This is a genomic window from Burkholderia perseverans (assembly GCF_022870505.1).
Taxonomy (GTDB): Bacteria; Pseudomonadota; Gammaproteobacteria; order Burkholderiales; family Burkholderiaceae; genus Burkholderia; species Burkholderia plantarii.
Map to the genome: position 1 here is coordinate 2,109,629 of NZ_CP045094.1, position 26,373 is coordinate 2,136,001.

23 protein-coding genes are annotated in these 26,373 nt (G+C 67.0%); 14 read left to right on the forward strand and 9 right to left on the reverse strand.

Going from position 1 to position 26,373, the window contains the following annotated elements; genetic code table 11:
• Positions 1 to 14: 14 nt before the first annotated feature.
• Positions 15 to 551, reverse strand: a complete 537-nt coding sequence (locus BpN12_RS24055; RefSeq protein ID WP_246794762.1) for a hypothetical protein — start codon at positions 549 to 551, stop codon at positions 15 to 17.
• A 199-nt stretch (positions 552 to 750) separates the two neighbouring features.
• Positions 751 to 1,032, reverse strand: coding sequence for a hypothetical protein (locus tag BpN12_RS24060; RefSeq protein WP_246794764.1), 282 nt, complete (start codon positions 1,030 to 1,032; stop codon positions 751 to 753).
• A 357-nt stretch (positions 1,033 to 1,389) separates the two neighbouring features.
• On the opposite strand from BpN12_RS24060, the gene BpN12_RS24065 reads away from it, so the two are divergent.
• Complete coding sequence (locus tag BpN12_RS24065; protein ID WP_246794765.1) at positions 1,390 to 2,499, forward strand: porin; 1,110 nt, start codon at positions 1,390 to 1,392, stop codon at positions 2,497 to 2,499.
• Between the two features lie 383 nt (positions 2,500 to 2,882).
• On the opposite strand, the gene BpN12_RS24070 is transcribed toward BpN12_RS24065, so the two are convergent.
• Positions 2,883 to 3,272 carry a hypothetical protein gene (locus BpN12_RS24070; RefSeq protein WP_246794766.1) on the reverse strand — a complete coding sequence of 130 codons (390 nt, stop codon included), beginning with the start codon at positions 3,270 to 3,272 and terminating at the stop codon, positions 2,883 to 2,885.
• A gap of 705 nt (positions 3,273 to 3,977) precedes the next feature.
• On the opposite strand from BpN12_RS24070, the gene BpN12_RS24075 reads away from it, so the two are divergent.
• Positions 3,978 to 5,345, forward strand: coding sequence for a phospholipase D-like domain-containing protein (locus BpN12_RS24075; RefSeq protein ID WP_246794768.1), 1,368 nt, complete (start codon positions 3,978 to 3,980; stop codon positions 5,343 to 5,345).
• 21 nt (positions 5,346 to 5,366) lie between these two features.
• On the opposite strand, the gene BpN12_RS24080 is transcribed toward BpN12_RS24075, so the two are convergent.
• Positions 5,367 to 6,323, reverse strand: coding sequence for a LysR family transcriptional regulator (locus tag BpN12_RS24080; protein ID WP_246794769.1), 957 nt, complete (start codon positions 6,321 to 6,323; stop codon positions 5,367 to 5,369).
• Positions 6,324 to 6,440: 117 nt separating this feature from the next.
• Here BpN12_RS24080 and BpN12_RS24085 point away from each other — a divergent pair, with 117 nt between their 5' ends.
• The 7 genes from BpN12_RS24085 to araH all read left to right on the forward strand — a co-directional run bounded on the left by BpN12_RS24085 (position 6,441) and on the right by araH (position 15,358).
• Complete coding sequence (locus tag BpN12_RS24085) at positions 6,441 to 8,192, forward strand: IlvD/Edd family dehydratase (protein ID WP_246794770.1); 1,752 nt, start codon at positions 6,441 to 6,443, stop codon at positions 8,190 to 8,192.
• 175 nt (positions 8,193 to 8,367) lie between these two features.
• The gene (locus tag BpN12_RS24090; RefSeq protein WP_246794771.1) at positions 8,368 to 9,711 is read left to right on the forward strand and encodes an MFS transporter; all 1,344 of its coding nucleotides are present in this window, start codon (positions 8,368 to 8,370) and stop codon (positions 9,709 to 9,711) included.
• Positions 9,712 to 9,776: 65 nt separating this feature from the next.
• Positions 9,777 to 10,706, forward strand: a complete 930-nt coding sequence (locus BpN12_RS24095) for a dihydrodipicolinate synthase family protein (protein WP_246794772.1) — start codon at positions 9,777 to 9,779, stop codon at positions 10,704 to 10,706.
• A gap of 13 nt (positions 10,707 to 10,719) precedes the next feature.
• The gene (locus BpN12_RS24100) at positions 10,720 to 11,658 is read left to right on the forward strand and encodes a Gfo/Idh/MocA family protein (RefSeq protein WP_246794773.1); all 939 of its coding nucleotides are present in this window, start codon (positions 10,720 to 10,722) and stop codon (positions 11,656 to 11,658) included.
• Positions 11,659 to 11,701: 43 nt separating this feature from the next.
• Positions 11,702 to 12,706, forward strand: coding sequence for an arabinose ABC transporter substrate-binding protein (locus tag BpN12_RS24105; protein WP_246794774.1), 1,005 nt, complete (start codon positions 11,702 to 11,704; stop codon positions 12,704 to 12,706).
• 37 nt (positions 12,707 to 12,743) lie between these two features.
• Entirely contained in the window at positions 12,744 to 14,285 is a 1,542-nt protein-coding gene (gene araG, locus BpN12_RS24110; RefSeq protein ID WP_280529137.1) for an L-arabinose ABC transporter ATP-binding protein AraG, read from the forward strand.
• A gap of 62 nt (positions 14,286 to 14,347) precedes the next feature.
• Positions 14,348 to 15,358 (forward strand): L-arabinose ABC transporter permease AraH, encoded by a 1,011-nt coding sequence (gene araH, locus BpN12_RS24115; RefSeq protein WP_246794775.1) that lies wholly within the window; start codon positions 14,348 to 14,350, stop codon positions 15,356 to 15,358.
• Between the two features lie 180 nt (positions 15,359 to 15,538).
• Here the strand turns inward: araH and BpN12_RS24120 are convergent, their stop codons facing one another.
• Positions 15,539 to 16,573: an AraC family transcriptional regulator gene (locus BpN12_RS24120; RefSeq protein WP_246794776.1), complete on the reverse strand. Its 1,035-nt coding sequence runs from the start codon at positions 16,571 to 16,573 to the stop codon at positions 15,539 to 15,541.
• Between the two features lie 242 nt (positions 16,574 to 16,815).
• On the opposite strand from BpN12_RS24120, the gene BpN12_RS24125 reads away from it, so the two are divergent.
• Both BpN12_RS24125 and BpN12_RS24130 read left to right on the forward strand, forming a co-directional pair.
• Positions 16,816 to 17,100, forward strand: coding sequence for a hypothetical protein (locus BpN12_RS24125; RefSeq protein WP_246794777.1), 285 nt, complete (start codon positions 16,816 to 16,818; stop codon positions 17,098 to 17,100).
• Between the two features lie 130 nt (positions 17,101 to 17,230).
• Complete coding sequence (locus BpN12_RS24130) at positions 17,231 to 17,512, forward strand: hypothetical protein (RefSeq protein WP_246794778.1); 282 nt, start codon at positions 17,231 to 17,233, stop codon at positions 17,510 to 17,512.
• 117 nt (positions 17,513 to 17,629) lie between these two features.
• On the opposite strand, the gene BpN12_RS24135 is transcribed toward BpN12_RS24130, so the two are convergent.
• Entirely contained in the window at positions 17,630 to 18,955 is a 1,326-nt protein-coding gene (locus tag BpN12_RS24135; RefSeq protein WP_246797982.1) for an MFS transporter, read from the reverse strand.
• 152 nt (positions 18,956 to 19,107) lie between these two features.
• On the reverse strand, positions 19,108 to 19,323 hold the full coding sequence (locus tag BpN12_RS24140) for a hypothetical protein (RefSeq protein WP_246794779.1): 216 nt from the start codon (positions 19,321 to 19,323) through the stop codon (positions 19,108 to 19,110).
• A gap of 323 nt (positions 19,324 to 19,646) precedes the next feature.
• Here BpN12_RS24140 and BpN12_RS24145 point away from each other — a divergent pair, with 323 nt between their 5' ends.
• The 3 genes from BpN12_RS24145 to BpN12_RS24155 all read left to right on the forward strand — a co-directional run bounded on the left by BpN12_RS24145 (position 19,647) and on the right by BpN12_RS24155 (position 22,943).
• On the forward strand, positions 19,647 to 20,921 hold the full coding sequence (locus BpN12_RS24145; RefSeq protein WP_246794780.1) for an ATP-grasp domain-containing protein: 1,275 nt from the start codon (positions 19,647 to 19,649) through the stop codon (positions 20,919 to 20,921).
• Between the two features lie 74 nt (positions 20,922 to 20,995).
• The gene (locus BpN12_RS24150; RefSeq protein ID WP_246794781.1) at positions 20,996 to 22,216 is read left to right on the forward strand and encodes an S-methyl thiohydantoin desulfurase domain-containing protein; all 1,221 of its coding nucleotides are present in this window, start codon (positions 20,996 to 20,998) and stop codon (positions 22,214 to 22,216) included.
• Between the two features lie 4 nt (positions 22,217 to 22,220).
• The gene (locus BpN12_RS24155; protein ID WP_246794782.1) at positions 22,221 to 22,943 is read left to right on the forward strand and encodes an aspartate/glutamate racemase family protein; all 723 of its coding nucleotides are present in this window, start codon (positions 22,221 to 22,223) and stop codon (positions 22,941 to 22,943) included.
• A gap of 254 nt (positions 22,944 to 23,197) precedes the next feature.
• Here BpN12_RS24155 and BpN12_RS24160 read toward each other — a convergent pair whose 3' ends face one another.
• Positions 23,198 to 24,109 (reverse strand): proline dehydrogenase family protein, encoded by a 912-nt coding sequence (locus BpN12_RS24160; protein WP_246794783.1) that lies wholly within the window; start codon positions 24,107 to 24,109, stop codon positions 23,198 to 23,200.
• Positions 24,110 to 24,592: 483 nt separating this feature from the next.
• Positions 24,593 to 26,344 carry an acyl-CoA dehydrogenase family protein gene (locus tag BpN12_RS24165; RefSeq protein WP_246794784.1) on the reverse strand — a complete coding sequence of 584 codons (1,752 nt, stop codon included), beginning with the start codon at positions 26,342 to 26,344 and terminating at the stop codon, positions 24,593 to 24,595.
• Positions 26,345 to 26,373: the final 29 nt, after the last annotated feature.

Sequence of the window (26,373 nt, forward strand, 5' to 3'; positions counted from 1 at the left end):
CCGGCGAAGCGCCGCTACTTCCGCAACGCCGCCGCCAGCGCCGCTTCCAGCACACCCTTCGAGCGGCAGGCCACGCGCGCGACCTTGGCCTTGCCGTCGGCGACCACGCTCGCGGTGCCGCTCACGTCGATGGACACGGTCACGCCTTGGTCGGCCTGATCGACGCGCGTGATCACCTTCAGCGTGTTGGTGACGTTCGAGGTCTGCTTCAGCGCGGAGCAATCGAGGAAGTCGCCCGCGTTCGGATAGGTCGAATAGGCCGAGGCGACCAGGCCGGTCTCGCGGTCGTTGACGCGCACGGCGAACTTCTGGTCGGCGTAAAACTGGCCGACCTTTTCCAGCACTTCCTCGTATTTGCGATTGCCGATCACGACCGGCTGATTCGACTGACCACCGGCGCCCTTCGCCGAGGCGCCCTTGCCGCTGTTTTGCTGATCGGCGCGCTGGCTGTCGCTGCTGGCGAAGCCGCCTCCGCGCGCGCCCGGTCCATACAGGTTGATGCATCCCGCCAATGCCGAGCAGGCGAGCAGGGCGAGTAACGGATATTTCATTGCAAACCCCGTTTGATCAACGGTAATAAAGGCTGACGCAACCGGAAAGCCCGGCCGTCAGCAACAACACAAAGGCCCAATAAATACGCATCATGGCCTTCAACGGTAATAAGCGGCGATGCAGCCGGCGAATTGGGTGCAAACGAAAATCAGAATCGCGATCGAAAAACGCTTGTACATTGAGTGGTCATCCTCGTCATCAGTCGGAGCACGTGGCGGACGGCATGTCCGCCACGCAGGCCGCATTCTTGTCGGCGTCGATCGCGGGCACAACTTGCCGAATCTCCTGATTTTTTGAGACAGATCCGGCTCGTAAAATCCTTTTACGCAATGCGATTTCGGGCAATGGCGTTCGCCGCGCTTCTATTGATTTATCCCGCTGCGGGGAAATTGCTGTCAAAAACATCGAAACCGAACGCATTGAAGGTTTTTGCGCCATCGATGCCGGTGGCCAATCACCGCATTGAGCGGCGGCGCTCATTTCGGCGTCGCCGACATCCGCGTTTTTCCTTCCTATCAAGCACCCCGTCGCGAGGTGCCCGCTCACCGGGCACGCTGGCGGCAAACCCGTCTTGTGCGGCCCGAAACCCCGTGATAGAGTCGGCACGCTTTCATCGGTTACCGGTAACCAATCGACGGCAAACTCGAACGAAGCCGTCCCCGCGGCAAGCTTCCGGCCGCGAACGTGCCGGCATTGTCATGCAATCGCAAGCAGCAGTTCGATCGATTTGATTAGTCATACATAACAACCAGTAAGGATCATCACGATCGTGACAGGTCCGGGACGACGCACGTCCATTGATTTGACATCCTCAATAAAAGCAGCATGGAGACGGCAATGAACAGGAGAGTGGCATTCGGCTTCGCGGCACTGGCATCGATCGGCGCGCAGGCCGCGTCGGCGCAGAGCAGCGTCACGCTGTACGGCATCATCGATGCGGGCATCACCTACACCAACAACCTGAAGGGCGGCAGCGGCTATCAGGCGACCACCGGCAACGTGCAAGGCTCACGCTGGGGGCTGATGGGCAGCGAGGATCTGGGCGGCGGCAACCGCGCGGTATTCAAGCTCGAGAACGGCTTCAATCCCGACAACGGCGCGCTCGGGCAGGGCGGCCGCCTGTTCGGCCGCAGCGCCTACGTGGGACTGAGCAACAACCGCTACGGCACGGTTACGCTCGGGCGCCAGTACAATAGCGTGCAGGACACCCTGTGGAACGAACAGGCCAACGGCACCGGCGCGCTGACGCAATACGCGAACGTGGTCTACGACACCTACGACCTCAACAATTCGTATCGCACCAACAATGCGGTCAAGTACACCTCGCCGACCATTGCCGGGCTGACCGGCACCGTGATGTACGCGTTCGCGAACACGGCCGGCGCGTTCGCCGACAACCGCGAGTGGAGCGCCGGCCTCGACTATGTGGCCGGCCCGCTGCATCTCGACGCCGCCTATGCATTGAACAACAGCCCCGGCGCGAACACGGCCGGCGCGGCGCCGTCCGACAACTACTACAGCCTCGCCACCTCGATCATCAGCAACGTCGCGCGCAACCAGGTGTGGGGCGCGGGCGGTGCTTACACGTTCGGCGCGACCACCGCGGCGGTGCTCTACACGAACTCGCGTTTCGACCTGCTCACGGGCGGCTCGCTGCGCTTCGCGAACTACGAGGCCGATCTCACCTGGAAGCTGACGCCGTCGCTCTTGCTTGCGGCGGCGTACTTCTATACGGAGCAGCAGAGCAGCTCGGCGACGGCCGCCAACGCGCACTATCACCAGGGGACGGTTGGCGCCGAGTATTTCCTGTCGAAGACTACCGATCTCTATCTGAACGCGGCGTATCAGCGTGCGAACGGCGCGAACGCCTGGATCGATGGCTCGACGCAGCCGTCAAGCAACAATCACCAGATCGTGGCGGTGGGAGGGATTCGTCACAAGTTCTGATGCGTTGCGGGCGTGAGGTTGGCGGGTGCTGCGGGCGGTTGCGCGCTCGTGTGGCATCTGCTGCCCGTCGAACTGGGGAATTTGCCGTTTGGAGGCTTGCAGCACCCCTGTTTCGATATTAATTTTATCGAGGGAGGGGCGAATGAGACTGTCTCCAATATGCTGAACGATGTCACGTATTTGCAATAACCGAAACGCAATCGCGCCGTCGCCTCATATTTCAAATGACGTGATTGGAAGTATGGCTTCATCACGGCGAAAAACGAATTTTTCAGAGCCAGCTATCCAAATGTGAAGAAATTAAGTAAGCAGTGAAGGTTAATGTTTCGGCCCATCGATGCGGCGGCGATGCTTTGCCGCCGCCAGCATTATGACAAAGCCGTTTAGCCGAGCGTGAATTTCAGCGTGCCCAGGCTGCCGACTTCGACCACGCCATCGCTATTGACGAAGGCGCGCGTGCCTTCGGCAATGATCGTGTTGTCGGTCAAATAGGCGCCGTTCCAGCTGTCGACGATGTTGTACGGACGCTGGTCGGGGCGCTGGCTGCCGCCGAAGCTGATGTTGAACGGCGCGACGCCGTCCTTGCCCTGGGCCTTGCTGAACACCCAGCCATAGTGTCCGACGTCGCCTTCCGCAGTGAACGCGCCGATCGGGCTGTACTTGGTGGCATAGGTGCCGGCGATGACGCCATTGGATGCATTGGCGGACGTGATTTTGAACGTGAAATTTTTGTCCACCGAAGTATAAGTACCGGTGAGAGGTACATTTGCCATGATGATCTCCATTTTTTCATGAATTTGAAGGATGCAGTTCAACGCGTTGGTCGCGCATCTGCCAGGGCAATATATACGTCGGATGCCGTGGATACACCCTGTCAGGTTTGACAGTGCTGAAAAACAAAAACACTTGATTATCTTTTTGGATGGTCATCTCTGAACAATCCCGCGAAATCTCTACGGAAAGTGGGCGAGTGCGAAACGGTGTTGCTGGATTTGCGAGAGGCCGGAATATTAATATGCGAATCTTCTATATCCGGGCGAGGTGCGGGTTGATGCGAAGACGCCAGTGGCGGAGAGATTTCTTTGGCTTACCGCTGCGCGAGCAGATCAATCGACTTTGGGGCATCAGGTGGTTCGCCCTGCGGATCGGAAGCGCCTCGATGAGTGCGAGCGTCGCGCCGCACTCGGCCCTTTGCGGCGCGACGCCGCCTGATCCGCCGACGCAAAACCTTTCAAACCGTAGCCGGCCATAAGCGATCGTTGAGGCGCCACTCACAGATCGGCGACAATCGCTAATTCCGGAAAGCGATACGTTCGATTGCACCGATGCCTTGTCCACGGTAACCATCTCGGGCTCGCTGTTCCATTCACCTTTTCGAAGTCACGGCGAACCACTTGACTGACCGCACCAACGCAACAAACCCGGCCCAACCTTCAAGGACGCAGGCCCCGAGACACATCGAACCAGTTCGCCGCATCATGACCACAACGAAAAAACTGGCGCTCATCCTGGCCTGCGTGTTTGCGTTTTCCCGGCACAGCCACGCGCAATGCGTCGATCTGGTCGCCAGTCTCGATGACGGGCAGCTGATGCAGTCGCGGATTGCGCTGATCAATCGTGCCACGCCCGCCGAGCCGATCCGCATCCTTGCCTACATCTTCGAAGTCGATCAGACCGGCGGCATACTGCTGCGCCATCTGGTCGAGGCCGCGCGCCGGGGCGTGCCGGTCAAGCTGCTGATCGACGGCATCGGCCCCGAGCCGCACTTCCCGTTCGAGGACGAACTCATCGTCGCCCTGCACGAGGTGGCGCCCGGTATCGAACTCCGGATCTTCCATCCACGATCGGATCTCGTGGCGCTTCCGCATCGCATGCACGACAAGCTGTTCCTGGTGGGCAACACGGCCGTGATCGGCAGCACTTCGATCTGGGACGAAAGCTTCCGCAACTGGCTCAGCGAGCGCGATCTGCTGGTGGCGGGCGACGCCAGCCAGGACGCGTCCTCCCTGCACGCCATGCACCAGCATTTCGACTTGTTCTGGAATAGCCCGCAGGTGGTTCGCCCCGAGCCGGAAAAATTCCTCGAGGTCGACAGCCCTTATCGGACTTCGCGCGGTTACCTGACGCTGGATCCGGCGCGCATTCATTACTGGCGAGCGTGGCTGCAGGCTCCGCCCGACGCTGCCACCGATACGCCCGACGACCACCAGGCCTATGTCGATCCCGTCTCGTTGCCGGTCGCCTGCGATCGCTTGCGCTATGTCCACGACTGGCCCGACAAGCGCTCACCGGGCACGTTGCAGGACATGCTGCAAGCGTTCGCCGCGGCGCAGCACGAGATCCTGATCATCAACCCTTACCTGATCCTGGTGCCGGAATTGCGCGAGGCGCTGGAACGCAAGCAGCGCGAAGGTGTCCACGTGATTCTGGTGAGCGCCTCGCTGGCGAGCGTCACGCAGGAATTCCCCGCGGTCGGGCGCGCCTATGCCGACGATCTGCCCGGCCTGGTGAAGGCCGGGATCGACGTGCGCGAATATGCCGACCGGGAGAACCGCATGATGCACGCCAAGCTCGTCGTCATCGACGGGCATCGATACTATCTCGGCAGTTTCAATTTTGATTCGCTGTCGGCCCGCTTGAATACCGAAAACGGCTTGTGGATAGACGTTCCTGAAGATGATGGGCTCGATCCCTTGCACGACAGCGCGGCGTACTTCCTGCAGCACGCGAGTTCGGTGAGCGGCGCCGATGGCCGCCTTCTGGCGGATCCCGATGCGCGCTGCCGGGCCGCCGGCTGCGGCGGCGCCTGGCGGTGGGTGGCGGTGATGATCCGGAACCTGCTCTGAGCGCGGCGTGGCCTGTCTACCTCAAGCCCCCGCAGCCACCTCATAACTCTCCCGCCCGGCACTACGCAACGCCTCGATCATCAACGCGGCAGCCGGCGAGAGCAGCTTCTCGGCCGGCGTAATCAGCCCGAAGTCATCCATCCAGCATTCCATCGGCAGCGGCAGAATCTCCACCATGCCGTGTCCGGCGTAATAATCCGCCACGTCCTTGGCCAGCACCGCGATCATGTCGCTCTTTTCCAGGACACGCGTGATGAACAGCAGCGCCGCCGTCTCGACCACGTTCGAAGGCGGCGCGAGGCTCGCGCGCTGGAACATCAGCTCGAAACGATGGCGCAGCACGCTGCCGGCCGGCGGCACGATCCAGGCGTGGCGCTGCAGTTCCTCCAGCGCACTCGGCGCCCCAGCCAGCAGCGGATGCCCGCGCCGCACCACGGCACGCACCAGTTCCCCAGCCAGCGTCTCGTAGCGCAACTGGCGTTTGTCATGCTCGGGCGAGAGCCGGCCGATCACGATGTCGAGTTTGTCCTGGGCCAATCGCTCGAGCAGCACGTTGCTCGTATCGATCTCCACGGAGATGCGGATATCGGTGTGCTGCCGCTTCACGGCCGCCACCGCGGACGGCAGCAGGCGCACGCCGGGCGAGGTGATCGCGCCCACCGCCACGTGCCCGAGCCGTCCCGCCTTCAGCGCGCTCAGCTCCTCCTGCGCCTGCTCCAGGCTGCCGAGCGCGGCGCGCGCATGGCGGATCAGCGCGTCGCCGTACAGCGTCGGCTTCACGCCGCGCGGCATGCGCTCGAACAACACGGTCCCGAGCATCTCCTCCAGTTCGCGCAACAGTTTCGAGGCGGCCGGCTGCGTCATGTTCAGCGCCGCCGCCGCGCGGTGGATGTTGCCTTCCTCGGCAAGCGCCACCACGAGCAGCAGCTGCCGTGTCTTCAGGCGCGTGCGGATGTACCAGGGGTTCGAATCAAGCATGGAATTAGGTGTTTGCACCGATACGGAGATCGATATGTGAGACGTCCAACTTTTCATTAGTACGTTATCAACTTTGTTAATAGACTGCACGCAAATCTGGCCACCCCAAGGCGAACGATGTCGGCAAGCAAACCGAAGCTGCGGTCCCAACAATGGTTCGGCACCACGGACAAAAACGGCTTCATGTATCGAAGCTGGATGAAGAATCAGGGTATTCCCGATCATGAATTCGACGGCAGGCCGATCATCGGCATCTGCAATACGTGGTCGGAACTGACGCCCTGCAACGCGCATTTCCGCAAGCTCGCCGAGCACGTCAAGCGCGGCGTGTACGAGGCGGGCGGCTTCCCGGTCGAGTTCCCGGTGTTCTCGAACGGCGAATCGAACCTGCGCCCGACGGCGATGCTCACGCGCAACCTGGCGAGCATGGACGTGGAAGAGGCGATCCGCGGCAACCCGGTGGACGCGGTAGTGCTGCTGGCCGGTTGCGACAAGACCACGCCGGCGCTGCTGATGGGCGCGGCCAGCTGCGACGTGCCTGCGATCCTGGTGAGCGGCGGCCCGATGCTGAACGGCAAGCTCGAGGGCAAGGACATCGGCTCGGGCACGGCGGTCTGGCGCCTGCACGAATCGCTGAAGGCCGGCGAGATCGACCTGCATCATTTCCTGTCGGCGGAAGCGGGCATGTCGCGCTCGGCCGGCACCTGCAATACGATGGGCACGGCCTCGACGATGGCCTGCATGGCCGAATCGCTCGGCGTGGCGCTGCCGCACAACGCGGCGATTCCGGCCGTGGACGCGCGCCGCTACGTGCTTGCGCATCTGTCGGGCAGCCGCATCGTGCAGATGGCGCTGGAAGACCTGAAGCTCTCGAAGATCCTCACGCGCGCCGCGTTCGAAAACGCAATCCGCACCAACGCGGCGATCGGCGGTTCGACCAACGCGGTGATCCACCTGAAGGCGATCGCGGGCCGCATCGGCGTGCCGCTGGAGCTGGAAGACTGGATGCGCATCGGCCGCGATACGCCGACGCTGGTGGACCTGCAGCCGTCGGGCCGCTTCCTGATGGAAGAGTTCTACTACGCGGGCGGCCTGCCAGCGGTGCTGCGCCGGCTCGGCGAGGCGAACCTGCTGCCGCATCCGGACGCGCTGACGGTGAACGGCAAATCGATCTGGGACAACGTTCGCGAGGCGCCGAACTACGACGAGGAAGTGATCCGTCCGCTCGACCGGCCGCTGATCGCCGACGGCGGCATCTGCATCCTGCGCGGCAACCTCGCGCCGCGCGGCGCGGTGCTGAAGCCGTCGGCCGCCACGCCGGAGCTGCTCAAGCATCGCGGCCGCGCGGTGGTGTTCGAGAACTTCGATCACTACAAGGCGACCATCGGCGACGAGTCGCTGGACGTCGACAAGGATTCGATCCTGGTGATGAAGAACTGCGGCCCGCGCGGCTACCCCGGCATGGCCGAGGTCGGCAACATGGGCCTGCCGCCGAAGCTGCTGCGCCAGGGCGTGAAGGACATGGTGCGGATCTCGGATGCGCGCATGAGCGGCACGGCCTACGGCACGGTGGTGCTGCACGTCGCGCCGGAAGCGGCGGCGGGCGGCCCGCTCGCGGCGGTGCGCAACGGCGACTGGATCGAACTCGATTGCGCGGCGGGGCGGCTGCACCTGGACATCAGCGACGAGGAACTGGCGCGACGCCTCGGCGACATCGACCCGGCCGCCGCGCCGGGCGTGGCCGAGCAGGCGGGCCGCGGCGGTTACGCCCGGCTCTACGTCGATCACGTGCTGCAAGCCGACGAGGGTTGCGACCTCGACTTCCTGGTCGGCATGCGCGGCGCGGAGGTGCCGCGTCACTCGCACTGACGGACGCACGCCGCGGCCGATGCCGCTGCCGGGATGCATGACGGCGGCGCCGCGACACCGGCCGCACGCCGGGACCGATCGGCAAGTGCCGCCGATCGCCGGAGCGGGCCCCGCCAACGGTGTCCAACGAGCGCCGCGCGCGACGCGGACCGCCGACAAGGTTCAAGGAGACACGATGACGAATTCGCAGGACGGGCGCGCCGGCGCCACCGACAGCGCGCAGGAGCGGCAGATCGTCGGCCACATCTCGCGGCGGCTGGTGCCGTTCCTCGCGCTGATCTACGTGGTGGCCTACGTCGATCGCACCGTGGTGGGCTTCGCGAAGCTGCACATGAACGCGGCCGTGGGCTTGAGCGATGCCGCCTACGGGCTCGGCGCGGGGCTGTTCTTCGTCGGCTACTTCCTCTGCGAGGTGCCGAGCAACCTGGCGCTGTCGCGCTACGGCGCGCGCGTCTGGTTCGCGCGCATCCTGTTCACGTGGGGCTTGATCACGATGGCGATGGCCTGGGTCAGCGGCCCGCACAGCTTCTACGCGCTGCGCTTCCTGCTCGGCGCGGCCGAGGCGGGCCTGTTCCCCGGCATCCTCTATTTCCTCACGCAGTGGTTTCCGATGCGCCATCGCGCCGGCGTGATCGGCCTGCTGGTGCTCGCGCAGCCGGTGGCCGGGATCGTCACGGGGCCGCTGGCCGGCGCGCTGCTGGAGACGCACGGCCTGTTCGGCCTCGCCAACTGGCAGCTGCTGTTCATCGCCACCGGGCTGCCGGCGGTGCTGCTGAGCGTGCCGACGCTGCGCGTGCTGCCGGAGTCGCCGGCCCAGGCGCGCTGGCTCGGCGATCACGAGCGCCGCTGGATCGAGCGCGAGCTGGCCGCCGACCAGCGCAGCCACGCGCTGGACCCGCATCGCAGCGCACTGAGCGCGCTGAAGGACCGCCGCGTGCTGCTGCTTGCGGCGCTGTACCTGCCGTTCCCGATCAGCATCTACGGGCTGTCGCTGTGGCTGCCCACCATCATCAAGGGCTTCGGCGTGGGCGACGCGACGGCGGGCTGGCTGTCGGCCATTCCGTACCTGTTCGCGGTGGCGGGCCTGCTGATCGTGCCGCGCCATTCGGACCGCCGCCGCGAGCGCTACGGCCACATCGTGGTGGTGACCACCGCGGGCGGCCTGACGCTGGCCGCGAGCGCGTGGGTCCATGCGCCGGCGCTGCAATTGCTGCTGCTGAGCCTGACCGCGTTCTCGCTCTACTCGATCCAGACCGTGGTGTGGGCGCTGCCCGGTGAATTCCTGAGCGGGCCGAGCGCGGCCGTGGGGATCGCGACGATCAACTCGCTGGCGAACCTGGGCGGCTATTTCGGCCCCTACGGCGTCGGCGTGATCAAGGACGCCACCGGCAGCCTCGCGGCCGGCCTCTATTTCCTCGCGGCGACGCTGCTGTTCGCGGTGCTGATGACGTTCGTCGTGCGCGCCGCGCTGGCCCGGCCGCGCGACGAACGCGACGGCACGCTGGCGCGCCAGTCGTGACCCATCGTGACCAGCCGTGACGCCGCCCGCATGATCCGTTTATCGAAGCAGGACCGAAGGACACCATGAATACGAGTCGCTCCCCGCGTTATCGCGGCGTTTTCCCCGTCGTGCCGACCACCTTCACCGAGACCGGCGAACTGGATCTGGCGAGCCAGAAGCGCGCCGTCGATTTCATGATCGACGCGGGCTCGGACGGCCTCTGCATCCTCGCGAACTTCTCGGAGCAGTTCTCGCTCGCCGACGACGAGCGCGAGCTGATCACGCGCACCGTGCTCGAACACGTGGCGGGCCGCGTGCCGGTGATCGTCACCACCACCCACTACGGCACCGGCATCTGCGCGGCGCGCAGCCGGCGCGCGCAGGAGCAGGGTGCGGCGATGGTGATGATCATGCCGCCGTATCACGGCGCGACGTTCCGCGTGCCGGAGCCGGCGATCCACGCGTTCTACGCGCGCGTGTCGGACGCGATCGACATTCCGATCATGATCCAGGATGCGCCGGCGAGCGGCACGGTGCTGTCCGCGCCGTTCCTCGCGAAGCTGGCGCGCGAGGTCGAGCAGGTGGCCTACTTCAAGATCGAGACGCCGGGCGCAGCCAACAAGCTGCGCGAGCTGATCCGGCTGGCCGGCGACGCCGTGGAAGGGCCGTGGGACGGCGAGGAGGCGATCACGCTGCTGGCCGACCTGAACGCGGGCGCCACCGGCGCGATGACGGGCGGCGGCTATCCGGACGGCATCCGTCCGATCCTCGAGGCGCATCGCGAGGGCCGCGCCGACGATGCCTACGCGCTGTACCAGCAATGGCTGCCGCTGATCAACCACGAGAACCGCCAGGCCGGCCTGCTGGCCTGCAAGGCGCTGATGAAGGAGGGCGGCGTGATCGACTGCGAGCTGCCGCGCCATCCGCTGCCGGCCATGCATCCGGACACGCGCGCCGAGCTGATCGCGATCGCGCGCCGGCTCGATCCGCTCGTGCTGCGCTGGGGCAAGTGACATCCACAGGACCATGACCATCAATACGACCACCTATACCCTCGGCATCGCCGGCGTCGGCAAGATCGCGCGCGACCAGCATCTGCCTGCCATCGCCGCCAACCGCGGCTTCGAACTCGTGGCCGCCGCGAGCCGCAACGCGCAGGTCGATGCGGTGCGCAACTATCCCGACATCGCGGCGCTGCTGGCCGCCGAGCCGGGCCTCGACGCCGTCTCGCTCTGCACTCCGCCGCAGGTCCGCTACGAGCAGGCGCGCGCCGCGCTGCTGGCCGGCAAGCACGTGATGCTCGAAAAGCCGCCCGGCGCCGGCGTGAGCGAAGTCGAGGCGCTGCGCGCGCTGGCGCGCCAGCACAACCGCACGCTGTTCGCCACCTGGCACTCGCGTCATGCGAGCGCGGTGGAGCCGGCGCGCGCGTGGCTCGCCGAGCGCGAGGTACGCGAGGTGCGGGTGCGCTGGAAGGAAGACGTGCGGCGCTGGCATCCGGGCCAGCAATGGATCTGGGAAGCGGGCGGCCTCGGCGTGTTCGATCCGGGCATCAACGCGCTGTCGATCGTCACGCGGATCCTGCCGAACCCGGTGCTGCTGCGCGCGGCCACGCTGCACGTGCCGGCCGACTGCGCGACGCCGATCGCGGCCGAACTCGACTGCGTGGACGCGGCCGGCGCGCCGGTGCGCGCCGAATTCGACTGGCGCCACGGCCCGGTCGAGCAATGGGAGATCGACGTCGACACCGCCGACGGGCGGCTGTCGATCGCCGAGGGCGGCAAGCGCCTGACGATCGCGGGCGAGGCGATCGCGCTCGATGCCGAGCGCGAATACGCGTCGCTCTACGAGCGGTTCCACTGGCTGATCGGCCATGGCACCGACGACGTCGACGTGAGCCCGCTGCGGCTCGTGGCCGACGCATTCATGTTGGGCAAGCACGTCGAGGTCGAGCCGTTCGGTCACTGAACGGCCGCGCCCCGACCATCACCATAACCGAGGAGACAGAAACATGATTCGCAACACCCGCCGTCTGACCCTGCGCGTCCTGCTCGCGGCCCTGTGCGCCGCGCCGCTCGGCTTCGCCGCCACGGCCAGCGCCGACGCCCCCGTGAAGATCGGCTTCCTGGTCAAGATGCCCGAGCAGGCCTGGTTCATCAACGAGCAGAAGGCGGCCACCGCGCTCGGCCAGAAGGAGAACTTCTCGGTCGTCAACATCGGCACGCCCGACGGCGAGAAGGTGCTGGCCGCGATCGACAACCTCGGCGCGCAAGGCGCCAAGGGCTTCGTGATCTGCGCGCCCGACGTGCGCCTCGGGCCGGCCATCGAGCGCCGCGCCAAGCAGTACAACATGAAGTTCGTGACGGTGGACGACCAGCTCGTCGACTCGGCCGGCAAGCCGCTGCCGAACGTCCCGCACCTCGGCATGTCCGCCTTCAAGATCGGCAACCAGGTCGGCCAGGCGATCAGCGACGAGATCAAGAAGCGCGGCTGGAAGCCGGAAGAAGTCGGCGCGCTGCGCATCACCGACTACGAGCTGCCCACCGCCAAGCTGCGTACCGACGGCGCGACCCAGTCGCTGCTGGCCGGCGGCTTCCTCAAGCAAAACATCTTCGACGCGCCGCAGAAGACCACCGACGACGAAGGCGGCTTCAACGCGGCCTCGCCGGTGCTCGCGCAGCATCCGAATATCCACAAGTGGGTGATCTTCGCGTTGAACGAGGAATCGGTGCTGGGCGCCGTGCGCGCCACCGAGCAGCTGCACGTGGCGAGCGCCGACGTGATCGGGGTGGGCATCAACGGTGCCGGCGAGGCGTTCGCCGAGTTCCAGAAGAAGCAGCCGACCGGCTTCTACGGCACGATCGCCGTCAGCTCGACCAACCACGGCAAGGACAGCGCGCAGAACCTGATCGACTGGATCCGCACCGGCAAGCAGCCGCCGGCCGACACGCAGACCACCGGCAAGCTGATGACGCGCGAGAACTGGCAGGCGGTGCGCGCCGAACTCGGGATCTGAGGATGACGCAACGAGGCGACCGACAGGGCGGGATGCAATGACTGATCAACTCATGATGGATGCGGGCGCGGCGCCGGCAGGCGGCGACGCCGCGCGCGCCTACCTGGAACTCGACGGCATCACCGTCAGCTTTCCGGGCGTGCGCGCGCTCGATCAGGTCTCGCTCGCGGTGCGCGCGGGCGAGGTACACGGCCTGATGGGCGAGAACGGCGCCGGCAAGTCGACGCTGCTGAAGGTGCTGTCGGGCCTGAACCAGCCGCAGGAAGGCACGCTGCGGCTGGCCGGTGTCGAGCGCCGCTTCGCCACCACGCGCGCGGCGATCGATGCCGGCATCGCGATCATCTACCAGGAGCTGCATCTCGTGCCCGAGCTGACGGTGGCGGAAAACCTGATGCTCGGGCAGCTGCCGAACCGCCTCGGCGTGCTCGACGAGCGCGGGCTCGTCAAGCGCGCCACCGACGAGCTGGAGCGGCTCGGCGAGCGCATCGATCCGCGCACGCCGGTGAAGGATCTCTCGATCGGCCAGCGCCAGATGATCGAGATCGGCAAGGCGCTGATGCGCGACGCACGCGTGATCGCGTTCGACGAGCCCACCAGTTCGCTGTCGGCGCGCGAGACCAAGAACCTGTTTCGCATCATCGACGCGCTGCGTGCCGACGGGCGCGCGATTATCTACGTCACGCACCGCATGGACGAAGTCGATGCGCTGTGCGACCGCGTCACCGTGTTCCGCGACGGCCGCCGCATCGAGACCTTCGAGTCGGTGGCCGACCTCGACCGCAACCGCCTGATCGCGGCGATGGTGGGGCGCTCGATCGCCGACGTGTACGGCTACCGGCCGCGCGCGGCGGGCGAGGTGCTGCTCGAGGCGAAGGAACTGATGGGGCCGGGCCTTGCCGAGCCGGTGTCGTTCACGGCGCGGCGCGGCGAGATCGTCGGCTTCTTCGGGCTGGTGGGCGCGGGCCGCTCCGAGCTGATGAAGCTGATCTACGGCGCGGTGCGCGCGAGCGCGGGGCACGTCGAGCTGGGCGGGCGGCGCGTGAACTTCGCGAGCCCGCGCGACGCGGTGCGCGCCGGCATCGCGCTGTGCCCCGAGGACCGCAAGCAGGAGGGCATCGTCGCGATCGCGTCGGTGGCCGACAACCTCAACATCAGCGCGCGGCGCCATTTCAGCCCCGCGCGTTTCCTGCTCGACGAGAAGCGCGAGCGCGAACTCGCGCAGGAGTACATCCGCAAGCTCGCGATCAAGACGCGCAACGGCGACACCGCGATCGGCACGCTCTCGGGCGGCAACCAGCAGAAGGTGATCCTGTCGCGCTGGCTGGCCGAGCGCATCGAGGTGTTCCTGATGGACGAGCCCACGCGCGGCATCGACGTGGGGGCGCGCGCCGAGATCTACCACCTGCTGTACGACCTGGCCGAGGCCGGGCGTGCGGTGGTGATGGTGTCGAGCGATCTCGCCGAGGTGATCGGCGTGGCCGACCGCATCGTGGTGATGCGCGAGGGGCGCATCGTCGGCAACGTGCCGAAGGCCGAGGCCTCGCCCGACGAACTGATCAAGCTCGCGCTGCCGCGCTGAGCCAACCACTGCGGCGCACCCGCGATGCTTGCGGCGCGCCGTTTCGAAACGATGGACCGGACATGAACCAAGCCATGCAGCCAAAGGGTACGCCCACCGCCAACGAAGCCGCCGCGCCGATCACGCCCTCGCGTGCGCGGGCGTGGGAGATGATCAACAAGTCGGGCATCGTGGTGGTGTTCGTGGTGCTGTTCGCCGTGCTCTCGGCGACCGTGCCCGACTTCCTCACGACCCGCAACATCCAGGGCCTGCTGCTGTCGGTCACGCTGATCGGCTCGATCGCCGTGACCATGATGTTCGTGCTCGCGCTCGGCGAGGTGGACCTGTCGGTGGCCTCGATCGTCGCGTTCTCGGGCGTGGTGGCCTCCACCGTGATCACCGCCTCGCACAGCGTGCTGCTCGGCGTGGCGGCCGGGGTGCTGGCCGGCGGCGCCGTGGGCCTCGTGAACGGCGTGCTGATCGCGCGGTTCCGCATCAACTCGCTGATCGCCACGCTGGCCATGATGGAGGCGGTGCGCGGGCTCGCTTTCCTGACCTCGAACGGCGACGCGGTGATGATCTCCGAGGAACGCTTCTTCGATCTCGGCAGCGGCTCGTTCCTCGGCATCTCGTTCCCGATCTGGAGCAACATCGTCGGCTTCGTGGTGTTCGGCTTCCTGCTCAAGAAGACCGTGTTCGGCAAGAACGTGCTGGCCGTGGGCGGCAACAGCGAGGCGGCGCTGCTCGCGGGGCTGTCGGTCACGCGCATCAAGATCATCGTGTTCGTGCTGCAGGGGCTCGTGACCGGCTTCGCCGGCGTGATGCTGGCCTCGCGCATGAGCCTGGGCGACCCGAAGACCTCGGTCGGGCTCGAACTGGGCGTGATCTCCGCCTGCGTGCTCGGCGGCGTGTCGCTGACGGGCGGCGTGGCCACCATCGCCGGCGTGCTGGTGGGCGTGCTGATCATGGGCGCCGTGCAGGACGCCATGAGCCTCGTGAACGTGCCGACCTTCTACCAGTACCTGATCCGCGGCGGCATCCTGCTGCTGGCCGTGCTGTTCGACCAGTTCCGGCGCAGCAAGCGGGCGGTGTGAGCGGTCGGTTGTTCGGCGCGCCGATCGGTCAGGTCCGTCCCGCGTGATTCGACAACGGCATCTCGCGGGGATCCGTTCTGGAATATTCGCGCTTGAACTCCGCAATCCGCATCACGAAACCGGCTCCATGATCCGCGCGCCTGGCGAGGCCAGGCGCCGCTTCGAACCGCCGCTTCGAACCTATTCCGCCTGTGCCTCCCCGGCTCCCGCCGGCCTGTCGGGCGGCGGCGCAAACCACCGGAAATCCCGCGGTGCCATGTCATAAGCGCGGCGAAACGCATGGTTGAAGTCCGACGCGCTGCCAAAGCCCAATTCAAACGCAATGTCGACAACCGCCTTGTGCGGTGACTGGCGCAACTGATCGGCCGCTTCGCGCAGCCTGCAATTGCGAATGTAGGTCGCCAGTCCCCCTTCGTTCTCGAACAGGCGATACAGCGTGGCGCGAGACAGTTGCGACGCCTGCTGCACGCTATCGGGAGAGAGATCCGTTTCGTGCAGGTTGGCCGCGATATGACGGCGTATCGCGCTGAACACGGCGGCGCGCGCCGCCATGCGCGCCGTACCCGTCAGGCCGGCCTCCCGGCCGAAGGCCGCGGCGATCAGCAGCGCGCAAACGCGCATCGCCTCACGGGCCTCGCCCGCGCCCATCCGGGGCAGGTCGCGACGCAGGTTGGCGAGCGTCGACGATATCAGGCGCGCGCGCGGCGATCGGTATTCGATCACCTTCCCATGCATCGACTCGGGCTCCGGCATCACCGAATGCAGCAGCGCGCGCGGCACGAACAGCGCCAGCACGCGGCAGGCGGTGCGCTCCATCCGCATCGGCTGGTTCAGGTCCAGCGCCAGGATGCCGGGCTCGGACTGCCGCGAGGTGCGCTTCGGATGGAGCCCGGTGGTCGTCTCCACGCAGCCTTCCAGGACGATATGGAAAACATGGTCGCGCACCGCATCGGTGGAGATCCGCGCCGGCGACCGCGTCTGCGATACCGGATCGGTGTGGCTGTCCGTGAGTCTCAGGTCCGCCGCCTGATACAGGTCGATGGTGCCGCGAAAGCCGTTGGCCAGTTGGGCGCGTGAGACCGGGACGTCGAGCAGATGGTCGAGCCGGCTTCGCCACGCGAGCAGCTGTTGCGGACGCGTCTGCGCCTGCGTGCTGAAATGGGCATGCAGGCATCCCGGTGAAATCGGCTCTCCGGCCGGAAGATTGATGGTCAAGCTGGTCACCCCGCAAACAAAGGCCGTTATTTTTTTAAAACTGAGACGCTCGATCAATCCGGCCAAAGTCGGCTGCCTATACTCGACCGCGTCATCTGCCTGAGCGGTTCCGAGCCATTGCAATCCTCCCGTGCAGGTTCGCGCCGCCAGGCAAGTTGACAAGTAGATAACACGCGCCATACACCGTCAATGTGGCGCACGGGGTTGATAGCGAAAGAGTTGGTTTAACCAGGAGAGCAAAGATGGCTGGCTATGCAGTTACCAATAAAACCGACAAGGAAGTGTGGATCACGATCTACGAACCGTTCGGCAGCATCATCAGCTATGGTCCGGTCAAGTCGGGCGAGACCTATACGTTCAACAAGGGAGCCTGGGCAGTCGGCTCCACTTACAAGCTGCTCGCCGAATATCCGGTGCTGGAGCCCCACACCTGGGCCACCACGACCCGGCAGACGCTGCGCCACCTCGATTTCGACTCGATCAACCTGATCGGCGGACCGGAAGGCGGCTACTGGCAAACGCCCTGAGACCCACACGGGCTCGCGCGATGCGGCGGGCGGCGCCTTTGTCTCGATCGAAGGCGCCGCCCGGCCCGCCATTGGCCGCGCGCGACAGGCGCGCGTCGAATCGGAACCCAGGCATGAATGCGGAGCGAACATGTCCAGCATCCTGATTGAAAACAGAACCGACAAGGCTGTACTGATTGCGATCTACAGTCCGTTTGGCCCGCTGGCCGAGGGCCCGGTCGAGGCGGACGAGACGAAGCGATTCGCCATCGATACCGTGCCGGTCGACTCGCAACTGACCGTGCGCGCGTCCTATCCGGTGAGCGAGTCGCATACCTGGATCGCCAGCATCCGGCACATCCTGCGGCATTCGGATGACGATGTGATCGTCCTGACCGGCAGCGCGGACGGCGGGGACTGGCGAACCGCGTAGGATTCCAGGATCGGCCGCGCGCCGGCCACGGGCCGGCGCGCTCAGGATCGGACCGGGAATCAGGCCACGCAGCGGCCCCCGAGGCAGACCATCAGGCAGGCCCGAACCCAGACCGCCTCAGACCGCCAGCCGCAGCCAGCTGAGCAGCGAGGCGAGGGCCGCGAAGCTCGCGCCGAGCGTCAGCGCGACGGTCGAGCCGTGATGCGAGAACAGGCCGAAGCAGAGCGCCACCAGCGCCGCGCCGGTGGCCTGGCCGATCAGCCGCGAGGTGGCGATGATCGCGCTGGCGCCGCCGCTGCGTTCGGGCGGCGCGCTCGAGATCATCGATTTCAGGTTCGGCGACTGGAAGAAGCCGAAGCCCGCGCCGCACAGCGCCATGCGGATGCCGATGTCGAACGCGCCCGGGTTGGCCGGCAGCAGCGCCGACGAGGCTAGCCCGAGCGCCAGCGCCGCGAGCCCGAGGCCGCTCAGCATGCCGGGCTGATAGCGGTCCGACAGGCGTCCGGCGATCGGCGCGGCCAGCGCCACGAACACGGGCCACGGCGTGAGGATGAAACCCGTCTGCACCTGGCTCAGATGCTGCACGGCCTCCAGATAGAACGGCAGCGAGACGAACGCGAGCCCCTGCGCCGCGTAGGCCGACGACGACACCGTGGCGGCCAGCGCGAACGAGCGGTTGCGGAACAGGTCGACGGGCAGCATCGGCGCCGGATGCCCGGCCTCGCGGCGCACCAGCAGCCAGCCCGCGAGCAGCGCGACGAGCGCGGTGGCGATCGTCCAGGCGGCCGGGCCGCGCTGCGTGGCCTCGCCCAGCGCGTAGATCAGCGCCGCGAAGGTCACCACGTTCAGGCCGGCCGCGAGCGGATCGAAGCGGTGGCCGGTGCGGATCGAGTCGGGCAGCGCCGGCCACGCCACCAGCAGCGCGAGCCCGCCGAGCGGCACGTTGATCGCGAACAGCCAGGGCCACGACGCCATCGACAGGATCAGCGAGGCCACCGTGGGGCCGACCGCGTAGGCCACGCCCACGATCAGCGTGTTGATCCCCATGCCGCGGCCGAGCCGGTTGGGCGGATAGATGATGCGGATCAGCGCGGTGTTGACGCTCATCACCGCGCTGCCGCCCAGCCCCTGCAGCACGCGCGCGGCCGTGAGCGTGGCGAGCGAATCGGACAGCGCGCAGGCCAGCGAGGCGAGCACGAAGGTGGCGAGGCCCAGCAGGTAGACGCGCCGGTGGCCGATGATCGCGCCGAGCGCCGCGAACGGCATCAGCGTGGCCACCATCGCGAGCTGGTAGGCGTTGACGATCCAGACCGAGGCGGCCGGCGAGGTATGCAGGTCGGCCGCGATCACGGGCAGCGCGACGTTGGCCAGCGCGGTGTCGAGGATCGACAGGCCGACCGCCATCAGGATCGCGAACATGGCCCGCCGCGACGAGGCGGACATCGCGGTGGGGACGGCGGCGGGCAGGGCGCCGGCGGCGTTCGCGCCGGCGCTGGCAACGGGTTTTCGGTCCGGCACGGTGTTCCTTTCGAGTAGCCGACGGCAGGGCGTGCGCCGGACGACGCGCTGCCGCCATGTCGAACGCCCTCACGCCGTCACATCCGGTTCAGGCGCCAGAGATCATACCGCTCGTCGGCTGTTTTCACCGCGAGCATGCCGGGTTCGTTGAGCGCAAACAGCAGGCGGCCAGAGCGGTGTCGCGCGGCGCGGACGGCGTGACGAATACTGAGGCCGCGTGCGGCGTCGGCAAAGCCACTGTTTCGTCTCAACGGCTGAATGAAAACGAACAGTGCGCTGCAGGGCGGCGGCATCGCGCGCCTCGATGCACGAGCGGCACCAGTGCATCAGTGCAAAACGCTCGACGGAGCCAACCGACCCATACCGCCCAACCCCGTCGAGCGCACCCCGAATCAAGCCGATAAAGACCGGTCAGTGCATCCCCCCATCGCCCGATACGAGCCGCGAATCACGCGGTTTTCCCGTCATGCCACGCCATATCGTTCGATTACCATCGCCGCGGCTGAACGCGCCCGGCGCCCGGCACACGCGGGCCGGCCGGTGAAATGCCGGCACCGGGGCGTCGAAGCCCGGGCGCATCGGCCACTTTGTCAACTTCCAAAGTGGAACCCGATGTATGGAAAAGAAAACTGTCATTTTCGTGGCCCTGCGATTCGCCGAGCACTTCTCACCGGCCTTCCTCGAAACGATCAAGCGCGAACACGACCTGCGGCTCGTCGCGATCGTCGATGCCACGCTGGTCGAGCGGATCCCGCCGGGCATCCGCCCGCATCTCGATCAGCAGTACGAAACCCGTTCCGAACAGCGCCTGGCGTTCTGGCCGGTGTTCAGCGATGCCGAAATTCGCGAGGTGATCGATCGTGAACTCGCTGCGCATCCGGACCGCGCCATCGCGCTGGTCTGTTGCGACGAGCTGAACATCGACGCGACCGGGCGCATCCGGCGTGAACTCGGCATCCCCGGGCCGGACGATCGCGAGCTGCTGCGCTTTCGCGACAAGCGCGTGATGAAGGACGTGCTCGCGCGACACGGGATTCGCGTGCCGAAGTTCCTGCATTTCGACGCCGACGCGTTCATGGCCGGGGCGCTGCCGTTTGCGACGCTGGCCGAGCGGCTCGGGCTGCCGTTCGTCGTCAAGCCCGTCGACGCGGCCGGCAGCATCGGCTTCAGGATCATCGAGGGCGAGGCGGACCTGCAAGCCTATTGCGCGGGCAGAACCTTCGACTGCGAACTCGAGGTCGAGGAGTTCATCGCCGGCGATCTCTATCACGTCGATTCGCTGGTGCTGGACGGCGAGCCCGTCTTCAACGCGGTGAACGAATACGCGTTCCCGATCGACACCTATGCCGACGGCAAGATGATGGGCAGCATCACGCTGCCCGATTCGGAGCCGGTCCACGCGCCGATGATCGAGATGGCGGTGTCGGCACTGAAGGCGCTCGGCGCGACCAATCTCTGCGCGCACATGGAGATCTTCTGGTCGCGCAACGAGGCCGTGTTCCTCGAAGTGGCGGCCCGGCCGCCGGGCGGCCTGATCTGCCGCTCGCACGAACTCGCGCGCGGCGTGAACTACGTCGACTACGACTTCCTGATCCAGGCGGGCCTGCCGTTCGAGACTCCGGTCGATCGCGGCGGCCATGTGTTCTGGACGTATTTCCCGCGCAAGGACGGCGTGGTCGAGGATCTCGTGGCACCCGAACTCGCCAGTGAATACCAGATCGACTGGCGCATCGCGAAGGGCGACGTCTCCATCTACAGCGCGCAGGTGTTCGACGCCTCGGCCTCGCTGGTCGCGCAGAACATGGACTTCAAGGCGCTGCGGCAGGACTTCGACAGGCTCAAGCACACGGAACTCGTGGTGCTGGCCCGGCCGGCGCTGTCGAACGCGTGAGCGCCGCGCTCTCACCATTCGATCCATCTTCATCGCGTGGCGCACTGGCCGCGCAATCTTCAGGAATATCAACCATGTCGTTCGAATTGCATAAGCAGGACCTGGAAGCCCTGGCCCTGGGCGGAGCCTTGTTCGGGTGCGGAGGGGGCGGCACCGTGCAGTCGGCGCGCAACCTCGCGTCGCGTTTCGTCAAGGGCGGCTATTACCCCGTCGACACGGTGCGCGTGATCAGCGTCGAGGAAGCGATCGCCGAAGCTGCCGGGGAAGCAGTGATGGTCGCCTATCTCGGCGCGCCGGAGCCGATCAACCGCGCCGAATATCCGGTCGGCCCGGTCGAGGCCGTGCGCGGCATCCAGGCCCGCCTCGCGGAGCAGGGCCGCAAGCTCGCCTATATTGTGCCGCCTGAAATGGGCGCGCTCGGCTTCGTGGTGGCCTGCCTCGTGGCCGCCATGCTCGGCCTGAGCGTGCTCGATGCCGACGGCGCCGCACGCGCCGTGCCGTCGCTGCCGATGCTGACGTTCGCGGCGGCCGGTGTGAATCCGCGCCCGGCCTACCTGGTCGCGCAAAACGGCCTGTCGGTCGAACTGAACGTCGCGCTGCCGGAGGACGCGAACGGCGCCGGGATGGAAGACATCGCCGCGATCGCCGAAAAGATGATGCGGCCGGTCGTGACCGAACGCAATTTCGGCCAGTTCGGCGGACTGGCGATGTGGGCCATGGACGCCTCGCGGTTCGATCGCGCGATCCCGATTCGCGGGACGCTGTCGCTCGCGCTGTCGTTCGGCCGCGCGCTCGGTAACGGCGAGGTGGCCACGCCCGCCGACGCGATCCGTTTCGCGGCCGGCCGGCACGGCCTCGCGATGCGGGCAATCACGGAGCCGGGCCGCTTCGTCTCAGCATCGATCCGCACGGCCGGCGGCTTCGACGTCGGCGTGGTCCGGATCGGCGCCGGAGCGCGCGAGTACACGGTGCTGTACCAGAACGAATCGCTGCTGGTGTGGGACAGCGCGCGCAGCCGCCCGATCATGATCGCGCCTGACAGCGTCGCGTATTTCGTGGAGGGAGCCGAAGCCGAACAAGCCGTATACACGAACGGCGATCTGATCGACGCCGAAGGCAAGCTGAATCCGGCACTCGGTGGCTGCACCGTCACGCTGCTCGCGTGGGAGGCGGCCGAGCCGCTGGTCGAGCCGGGCGGCGTCATCCTGGACAGCTTTCTCGATCTGCTGAAATCGATGGGCTATTACGGCCCGTATGTGCCGTTGAACCGTTTGCTCGAAACCTCGGAGGGCTGAAGCCATGACCCACAAGCTCCGTATCTGCGTTCTGGTGCCGGTGGCCACCACTCAGTATAACGAAATGATCCTGCGCTCCGTGGCGCCGGTGATTCCCGCCGACGTGGAAGTCGAGGTGCGCAACATCACCGAAGGCCAGCCGTCGATCCAGAACCGCACCGACTGGCTCGAAAACGGCATGCCCGTCGTCCGGCTGGCCCGGCAGATCGAACAGGACGGCTTCGACGGCATCTGGCTGACCGACTTCGACATGTGCGGCGTGGAGGCCGCGCGCGAGGTGATCGACATTCCGATCATCGGCGGCTTCCCGACCTCGGCGTTCTCGGCGCTGGCGGTCAGCCAGCGGTTCTCGATCCTGACGATCCTGCCCAGCACGGTGGCGATGCAGCGCGAGCACACGCACACCTACGGGCTGCACGACGCGTTCGCGTCGATCCGCGTGGTGGACTGCCCGGTCGCGAAGCTGGAGGACGACGACGATCTGGTGCGGCGCACGTTCGAGCTGGCGCTTGCCTGCGTGCGCGAGGACGGCGCGCAGTCGATCCTGCTCGGCTGCACCGGCTTCGTCGACGTCGCGAGCCGCGTCAGCCGGATGCTCACGGAAGCGCTGGGCGCCTACGTGCCGGTGATCGATCCGAACCATGCCGGGTTCGGCCTGCTGGTGTCGCTGGTGCGCATGGGAATCCGGCCGAGCCGGCTGACCTACGCGAACGCGGCGGGGCGATGATTGCCGGTCCGGCAGTGATCGCCATGACCGCCATGACCGCCATGATCGCGTGGTTGCGCCTGCGCTTGCCTGGTCGTTGCAAGGCGGATGCGCAATCGCGCTGACCGCGCGCGCCTGGGCGACGACATCACCGTGATGCGTATGCCCGGGAGCGGCCGGCATGGGCGTGATCTCCTCCGGTGAATCCGCCACGGAAGGCAACATTCTCCCCGCCGCACGACGCCGTGCGGCGGGGAGGATCGCTCATCCGCTACTTACCCGCCGCGCAACCAGGCGCGCAGCACATACCCGGCGATGCGCGGGTTCTCCTTGATGCGTCGCGTGCTGTATCCGTACCAGTCCTGCCCGTAAGGCACATACACGCGCACCGGGAAGCCGCTCGCTCGCAGCCGTTCTCGCAGCGGCTCGCACACGCCGAGCAGCATCTGGAACTCGAAGCGGCTCGCGTCGACTCGCTCGCGATCGATCCAGGCCACCAGCGCGTCGATCAGCGCTTCGTCGTGCGTGGCGATGCCGACGAACGATCCGGCCCGCAGCAGGTTCGTCACCTGCCGCATGAACGGCCCGTTGATCGCGCCACGATCGCGTGAGGCACCGGCCACCAGATGCGCGTCCGCCTCGGCATAGATGCCCTTGCAGATCCGCACGCGGCTGCGGCGCTGCCCGAGCGCCGCGGCGTCGCTGTCGCTGCGCTTCAGGTAGGCCTGCAGCGCGATGCCCACGTCGCAACCGTCCGCCTCCAGTTGCGCGAACAGGTCGAGCGTGGGCTGCGTGCAACTCGTGTCCTCCATGTCGATGCAGGCCGTGACGCCGTGCGCGGCCGCGACGTCGAGGATCGTCCGCACCTGCGTCGCGCAGCCCGTTGCATCGAAGCGCAGGCCGAACGCGGACGGCTTGATCGACAGCTCGGCGCGCAGGCCGCCCGCGTGCAGCGCGTCGATCAGCGCCAGATACTCGGCGGCGGTGGCGGTGACCTCGGCCGGCGAGGCAGCCGCTTCGCCGAGCACGTCGATGGTGGTGCGATAGCCGGCGGCGTGCAGCGGCCGCACGCGGTCGATCAGCTCGGCGAGCGTGGCGCCGGCGATATAGCGGCGCGAGATTTGACGGATCAGCGAACGGGGGACGAGCGGGATGGCGCGTGCCGCCATCGTATTGAAGATACGCATGTGGGTCTCGTGAAAAAGCCGCCACGCGCGCCCGGACACGGAAAGTGGTAAAGCCGGGGACGTGTGGCATCACCGGCTCGCGCGCGAGGCGGAGCCGGGACGAAAAGCCGGGTCGCGACATGGCAATGCCGTGACGGGCTGTTTCAGTGCGTTTTCGAGGGAGGCCAGGCGGCTGCGTACATGGTGGATCGGCGCGAGTGGGGGCGCCTTGCGAGCGCTGCAACGTGAGCCGCGCGACGGCGCGGCGTGATGGCCGATGTTAGCACGACCGTCGCGCGGATATCGAACGAAAATCACTGCGCGAGATCGGGCGCGCGCCGCGATCGAGCTACCGCCCGTTCCGGTCTCGGGCACCGCGTTCACGACGCGATCCGGCATGGCGACGAACCGGACACGCCGCGCCCGCCGCTGCACGAATCGCCGTTGCCGGCCCGGCGAACGGCAAGCACGGGCGCGCCGGCCTGCCGTCGCCGGTCCCGTTCCTCAACCGCCCACCGGCAGATCCCCCACATACGCACGCACGTAATCGTCCTGCGCGATCGGCGCCGCCACCATCTCCGTGTTCAACTCGAAGGCATCGAGCAGCCGGTCGAGCTGCGCCAGCGCCACGTCGTAGGCCGCGAACGCGATCCGGTCGCGCGTCACGTAATTCAGCGCGCCACCGAAATGCTCGAGCGCATGGATCGCCGCGAGCGCGAGCAGCGCGTCGCGATCGGCGCCGTCGGCCGGATGGTCGAGCATCGCCTCGAGCGCGAGGCGCGCGCCGTGCGTGCGCGCCAGATCGAGCAGGGCGGGCAGGCGCGGCTCCCAGGTCGACGAGAAATCCGCGTCGCCGAGCTGGGCCGGCGTGAGGCCGGCGGTGGCGCGCGCGTACTGGCGGCGCTCCTCGAAGCGCGCGAGGCGGCGGATCGCGTCGGCGCTGTCGAGCGCCTCGGGCGGATTCGGTTCGTCGGGCAGCTCGCACGGCGCCGAGGCGAGCTGGCGCCCGATCTCGATCAGGATCAGCTGGTTGTCGCCACCGGCCCAGGTGTAGGCGTCGGTCAGATCCTCGTAGGCGTGATAGCGATTGACGCCGACGCAACCGTGGCTGCCGCTCGCGTTGCGGCAGCGGCGCATCACCTCGGCCGCGCCCGACACGGCCACCGCCTTGGTCAGCGCGGCCAGCCGGTTCACGGCCGCCCACGGCACGGTGGCGATGTCGTCCATCTTGCGCTGCGCGCTCTGCTGGTCCACCAGCCGCCGCGCGAAGCCGCTGACGACGTAGGCCTCGGCCAGCGCCGTGAGCAGCAGGCTCTGCTGGTTGCGGAATTCCAGCAGCGTGCGGCCGGTGCCGAGCCGCGCGTGGGTCTTGCGCTGCGAGGCATAGCGCAGCGCGGTCCAGACGCAGGCGCGCGCGGCGGCCGCCGCCGCCACCGAGGTGGCCGTCGAGGCGTTGGTGCTGATCGCGAGCGAGCGCACCAGGCGCTGGTCCGAGCCCGCGAGCGGATCGCTGAAGTTGCCGTCGCGATCGAGCGTGGCGCTGTCCTGCAGCCAGTGCGTGCGCGGCACCCGCACGCGGTCGAACGAGGCGACGCTGTAGTCGAGATCGAGCGAAGTCGGTCCCGGCAGCGCGCGAATGTGGATGCCGTCATGCACGCGCTCGCGGTCACGCACCGGCACCACGAACGGAAACAGCCCGTGCTGCTGGCCGCCCGCGCGCAGCCGCGCGTAGACGACCGCCGTCTTCGCCACGCCGTCCAGCGCGATGTTGCCCATGAACTTGCAGGCGCCCGCGTGCGGCGTGCTGAGCACGAACTCGTCGGCCTGCGGATCGTAGTCGGCGTGCGTTTCCACGCTCATATGGCTGCACGCCACGCCGACCTCGGTGATCAGGATGGTGGCGGCCGAATCGAGCCGGTCGAGTTCGCCGATCAGCGCGTCGAGCGCTGGCGAAGGGCGGCCGAGCATCATCACCGAACTGAGGCAGACGCCATAGTGCGATTGCGCCGCGCTGAACAGCGCCGGATTGATGGTGGCCGCGAACGACAGCATGCTGAAGAAGCGATCTCGATCGACCAGCAGGGCAGAGCCCGAGCCGGCCCAGTCGTTGATCGCGGCGAGCTGCGCGTAGGTGCGGCGATGCTGGGCGACGCGGTCGGCGTCGTCGTGATGCGGCTGGAAGGCGGGCTGGCTCAGCAGGGCGGTCAGCTCGGCGTGGACGCCCTTGGCATGACCGTGAATCAGCGTGCGTAACATGTCGAATCCTCGATGAAGGGGAGGCTGGA